This is a genomic window from Dapis purpurea BLCC-M126 (genome assembly GCF_050015975.1).
GTDB lineage: Bacteria > Cyanobacteriota > Cyanobacteriia > Cyanobacteriales > Microcoleaceae > Trichodesmium.
Genome location: NZ_JBNHER010000106.1, coordinates 1 through 6,347 on the forward strand (window position 1 = coordinate 1; position 6,347 = coordinate 6,347).

3 protein-coding genes are annotated in these 6,347 nt (G+C 41.5%); all 3 read left to right on the forward strand.

Annotated elements, in window-relative coordinates:
• On the forward strand, positions 1 to 926 hold a 926-nt coding region (locus tag ACP6PL_RS10020), incomplete at its 5' end, for a beta-ketoacyl reductase (RefSeq protein ID WP_426545094.1).
• On the forward strand, positions 923 to 4,453 hold the full coding sequence (locus tag ACP6PL_RS10025) for a non-ribosomal peptide synthetase (protein ID WP_426545096.1): 3,531 nt from the start codon (positions 923 to 925) through the stop codon (positions 4,451 to 4,453). The genes ACP6PL_RS10020 and ACP6PL_RS10025, both read left to right, overlap by 4 nt.
• A gap of 207 nt (positions 4,454 to 4,660) precedes the next feature.
• Positions 4,661 to 6,347: type I polyketide synthase (locus ACP6PL_RS10030; protein ID WP_426545098.1), on the forward strand; the 1,687-nt coding region annotated here is incomplete at its 3' end.

The window sequence follows — 6,347 nt, forward strand, 5'->3', positions numbered from 1 at the left end:
GGGTGTTGCAGAGAATAGAGGAGTCAAACAGACCCTTAGGAGGAGTGATTCATTCTGTGATGGTGCTATCAAATGGAGTGCTACGAAATCAGACTTGGTCTAGTTTTGAACAGGTGATGGAACCGAAAGTGCAGGGTGCTTGGCATTTGCATCAATTGACTCAAAGTCAACCATTAGACTTCTTTGTGCTGTTTTCTTCGGCAACATCTCTGTTGGGTTCACTTGGTCAGGGCATGGCAAATTATTCTGCAGCTAATGCTTTTCTTGATGGTTTGGCTCATTATCGTCGAAGTATGGGATTACCGGGATTGAGTATTCATTGGGGAGCAGTTTCTCAAGTGGGACGAGCGCTCGGGCGAGATACAGAGACAGCCGCTATGCTCAGTAAGAATGGGATGGGTTTAATATCTCCGGCTCAGGTATTGGAGTCTTTAGAACTATTGATGAGTAGTTCGGATGTGGAAGTAGGGGTGATGCCTATTGAGTGGTCAGGGTGGCAGGAGAGAGTGGCACAGTGGCCGTTTTTAGTGGATTGGCAGGAAACTATATTGGAGGTAGCCCAACCATCGAAGTCAGATTTTCTGTTAAAGTTGGAGGCTACGCCACCTAATGAGCTTCGCTTGTTTTTGGTGGCTCATGTGCGTCGTCAGGTGGCTAATGTTTTGGGGATTAGTCATCCTGAATCAATTGAAATGGATACAGGGTTTTTTGATTTGGGTATAGACTCTTTGACTTCTGTGAAGTTGAGGAATAAGTTGCAAGGTAGTTTAAAGTGTTCAGTACCTTCTACTGTAACTTTGGACTACCCTACCATTAAGGCATTGGTAGAATATTTATATGAACAGCTATTGTTAGAACAAGTTAGTTACTCAAATACTGTACCAACTGAAGAAATCAATGAAGATAGGGAGGAGATTACTCTATGAAACTGACCGAAATTCTATCTCAAATCTCTAGCCAAAACATTAAATTATGGACTGAAGGTGATGAGTTAAAAATTAGTGCTCCCAAGGGAAAGTTAACCAAAGAAATTCGCGATTTATTATCCCAAAATAAACTTGAATTAGTCGGTTTACTTCGGCAAAAGAGTAGTAATATCACTGTCAAATCTAGTTGGCCGACCCTGATTACGGCTCCAGAGGAAAGGTATCAACCATTTCCATTGAATGCAATCCAACAAGCTTATTGGATAGGTCGCAATGGATTCTTTGATTTAGGCAATATTGCGACCCATGTATACATAGAATTAGATTGTGAAAACTTAAATTTGGAACGCCTCAACCAAGCCTGGAGGCAATTAATTGAGCACCATGAAATTCTGCGGATGGTAGTTTTAGCGGACGGCAACCAGCAAATACTCGAGCAAGTGCCTCCCTATGAAATTGAAGTTTTGGATTTGTCCAGAGAGTCTCCTCAAACAATTGCTTCAGAGCTAGAGAATATTCGCAATCAGATGTCCCATCAGGTGTTACCAACAAACCAGTGGCCTTTGTTTGATTTACGGGCTGCCCGTTTGAATGAACAATGGTGCCGTTTGTATATCGACATCGATATGTTGATGTTGGATGGCTTGAGTTTCTATATGTTATTTGAGCAGTGGGGCCAACTGTACAAGGAGCCAGAGAGTGAACTACCAGCAACGGAAATCTCGTTCCGAGACTATGTGCTAGCAGAATTGGCACTCAAAGATAGTCCTCAGTATATCCGTTCTCAGCAATATTGGTTCAACCGCCTCGATGAGCTACCTCCGGCACCAGAAATGCCCCAAGCGAAAATAACATCTGCAATCACCAACCCTCGCTTCAAGACTCACACAGCTGGACTATCTACGACAAATTGGCAACAGTTAAAACACAAGGCCCGGAAAGCAGATTTAAGCCCATCAGGGGTATTGTTAAGTGCTTTTGCCTATATATTAAATTACTGGAGTAAAAGTCCAAAGTTTACTATCAACCTGACTATATTTAACCGTCTGCCCTTACACCCTCAGGTCAATGAGCTTTTGGGTGATTTCACCTCAAATATTTTGCTGGCGGTGGATCACTCACAAGCAGTTCCATTTATTAGTCGTGCTCAAAAGTTGCAAAAACTGCTCTGGGTAGATTTAGAACATCGGTATATCAATGGAGTAGAAGTGCAGCGAGAGTTACATCGCCGAGGACGTAGTCAACCAATGGGGGTGGTGTTTAGTAGCATGTTAGGCTTCGAGTATGTAGTGGATGAAAGGTTGGGAAGAAGACTGGGTTTGGACGAATTCGGAGAGGAAGTGTATAAACTAGGTACAACACCTCAAGTGTGGCTGGATAATGTAGTCACTGAGAAAAACGGAGCATTGATCTTTAATTGGTATGCCGTTGAAGCGCTATTCCCGGAAGGTTTAATAGAAAAAATGTTTGAGGCTTATTGTGATTTGCTTCAGCAGCTAGCTACCTCGGACGAACCTTGGATGGAAACTTACTTCCAATTATTACCAACTGCCCAGCTAGCACTACAAGCACAAGTAAATCAGACCACTCAATCTTTGCCTGAAGGGCTCTTGCATGGCTTGTTTGTTGAGAAAGTAAAAGTTCAAGGTCAAGAGATAGCTGTGATTAGTCCCCAGAAAAGCCTAACTTATGAAGAACTGTATCAACGGTCTCATCAATTAGGAGATGGATTACGTAAATTAGAAGTCAAACCGAATGAGCTAGTAGCCGTAGTCATGGAAAAAGGTTGGGAACAGGTAGTAGGGGTATTGGGTATCTTGATGTCTGGTGGAGCTTACCTACCGATAGACCCTGCACTACCTCAGGAACGCCAGTGGTATCTACTTGAGCAAGCAGAAGTCAAACAAGTATTGACTCAAACTCACCTTAAACAGTCCCTGAGTTGGCCTGAGGGAATTAACTGCTGGTCTGTAGATAGTGAAGAGCTAGCAGTAGAAAATCCGACTCCCTTAGAACCAGTACAAACTCCAGAAGATTTAGCCTATGTGATTTACACTTCCGGTTCTACAGGTTTACCCAAGGGTGTAATGATCGATCATCGGGGAGCTGTAAATACAATCCTAGACATTAATCAACGGTTTGAAGTCAGAGCGTCAGACAGGGTATTGGCCTTAGCAAATTTGAACTTTGACCTATCAGTATACGACATCTTCGGCGTTCTAGGAGCAGGAGGAACTATAGTGATGCCACCGCCAGAAGCAGCCAAAGACCCTGCTTGCTGGATAGAATTAATTGAAACCCATCAAGTGACTTTATGGAACTCAGTTCCTCCTTTGATGCAGATGTTGGTAGAACATTTATTCGGAACTTCAAGAGTGCCAGTAGAGGGTTTGCGAGTGGTTATGCTGAGTGGGGATTGGTTACCAGTAGACTTACCAGAAAAAATCCAGTCTCTGTGGCCTAATGTCCAAGTTATGAGTTTAGGTGGAGCAACAGAAGCATCAATCTGGTCAATTGGTTATAAGATTGAAAAGGTTGATCCTAATTGGAAGAGTATTCCCTACGGTAAACCCCTGTTGAATCAACGTTTCTATGTACTCAATGAATTGATGGAAGCTAGACCAGTTTGGGTACCTGGACAACTTTATATTGGAGGTGTAGGATTAGCTAAGGGATATTGGAAAAATGAGGAAAAAACCAAAGCTAGCTTTATTACCCACCCAGTTACTCAAGAGAGATTATACAAAACAGGAGATTTAGGAAGATATTTACCTGATGGTAATATTGAGTTTTTAGGTAGAGAGGACTTCCAAGTAAAAATCAATGGTTATCGTGTTGAACTGGGAGAAATTGAAGCAGCATTAAAACAATTTCCGGGAATGAAGGAAGCAATTGTTACTACTATAGTAGATTCAGAACAAAACAAACGTTTAATTGCTTATGCTGTGCTAAAACAACAGCCTATTACTACTGAAAATCAGATAGAAGAACAAGATAAAATTAGCCAACTTGATCAGGAATTAAATTCTTGTTCTCAACACTTGCGTAAGTACCTAAGGCAAAAACTACCAGAGTATATGATTCCTTCTAAGTATGTTATTTTGGAAGCTTTCCCACTAACTGCTAATGGCAAAATAGACCGTAAACGATTGCCAGAACCTCAAGTAGAAACTATGACCACAACTGAATACATACTACCTCAAACAAAAATAGAGCAACAAATTGCTGCTGTTTGGCGAGAGGTTCTTCAGATGGAAAAAGTCGGAATTCACGACAATTTCTTTGAGATAGGGGGCAATTCTGTACATGCTATCCGAGTGCATAGCAAATTGCAAGAACTATTGGGCATAGAACTGAAAGTAGTTGACCTATTTGCTAACCCTAATGTACATTCCTTAAGTCAATATCTGGATCAGATTGATAGGTCATCAGGAACTATCAAAAATCGTCGAGATGAGCGAGCTAAAAAAGGTATTGCTAGGAAAAAAAGGGGCAATTTTAGAAAAAGTCTACGCCACAAGAAATAATTTTTTTGCGCAGGATTATATACTACAATAAACACTGGGGATAGAACCGAAGAGAGTAGACCTATTTACCGACCCTAACCCTTATTCCTTTTAGTAAATCATCAGAAACTGGAAAAAATCCTGGGTATGAGCGATCCAAACTAAGGTATTACTAGAAAATTAAAGTGGCAATTTTAGACAAAGTTATTGTTATTAAGGAGACTGATAATGATGAATCACTTAGAAGAAAACATGAACGATAATCATGATATAGCAATAATTGGAATGTCTGGACGTTGTCCAGGAGCAAAAGATATTGAACAGTTTTGGCAAAATATTCGAGATGGAGTTGAGTCAATATCCTTATCCTTTTTTTCAGAACAAGAATTGCTCAACTCTGGGGTGAAAAAAGAGCTAATCAATAATCCTAACTACGTCAGGGTTGGCAGCATTCTTCCTAACATAGATATGTTTGATGCTGGTTTCTTTAACTGTAGTACTAAAGAGGCTGAAGAACTAGATCCGCAACAAAGGCTATTTCTTGAATGTGCTTGGGAAGTAGTAGAGAAGGCTGGTTATAATCCATATACCTATGAAGGTGCTATCGGGGTTTATGCTAGCATGATCCAGAGTAGTTATTTATTGCAAGGTCGTCGTCAAGAGAGCTTGAACCCTAGCTTATTATTACAACAATATCTATCAAATAACCTAGATTACTTTGCAACGCGCGTTGCTTACAAGCTGAATCTAAAAGGACCAGCGATTGGGGTACAAACGGCTTGTTCGAGTTCATTAGTAGCAGTTCATTTGGCCTGCCAAAGTATACTCAATGGGGAATGCGATATGGCTCTTGTTGGTGGTGTATGCATCCGTATTCCTCAAACAGTAGGATATCTGTATCAGGACGGGATGATTACTTCCCCTGATGGTCACTGCCGAGCCTTTGACGCTCAAGCTAGGGGCACAAGATTTAATCCTGGTCTAGGTATTGTACTACTCAAGGGACTCGAAGATGCAATTGCAGATAGGGATTATATATATGCAGTAATCAAGGGTTCAGCCATTAATAACGATGGCTCTTTAAAAGTTGGCTACGCTGCACCTAGTGTGGTAGGTCAAGCAGCTGTTATTTCAGAAGCTCAGGCTGTGGCTGGGGTAAACGCAGATACGATAACATATATAGAAGCTCATGGCACGGGGACAGAAATAGGAGATCCGATTGAAATTGAAGCTTTGACCAAAGCTTTTCAGCAAAGTACCCAAAAACAAGGCTTTTGTGCTATGGGTTCAGTGAAAACCAATGTTGGGCATTTAGAGGCAGCAGCAGGAGTAATGGGACTGATTAAAGCAACATTGGCTCTCAATCACAAATTAATTCCTCCTAGCCTGCACTTTGAAAAACCCAATCCCCAAATTGATTTTGCCAACAGTCCCTTTTACATCAATACCACTTTGTCAGAATGGAAAAGCAATGGCACGCCTCGCCGAGCTGGAGTTAGTTCCTTTGGGGTCGGTGGAACTAACGCCCATGTCATTCTAGAAGAAGCACCGAAACTAGTTAAAAACGAAGATGCCTATCGGCGCCCCTTACATTTATTAACCCTCTCGGCTAAAACTCAAAAAGCGCTCGACGAGTTAGTCAGTCGTTATCAAAATTACCTAGAAACTAATCAAGAATCACAACTAGCAGATATTTGTTATACAGCCAATACTGGACGAGTACACCACAACCATCGTCTTGCTCTTATCGCTACTGACCAACAACAATTAGCAACACAACTCAGTAACCTTGGTGCTGGGGAGGAAGTTGCAGGAGTATTTCAAAAAGAATTTTCTACTGACAGTAGTGTTCCTCATGTCGCATTCCTATTCACAGGCCAAGGTTCTCAGTATGTGAATATGGGAAGGCAACTGT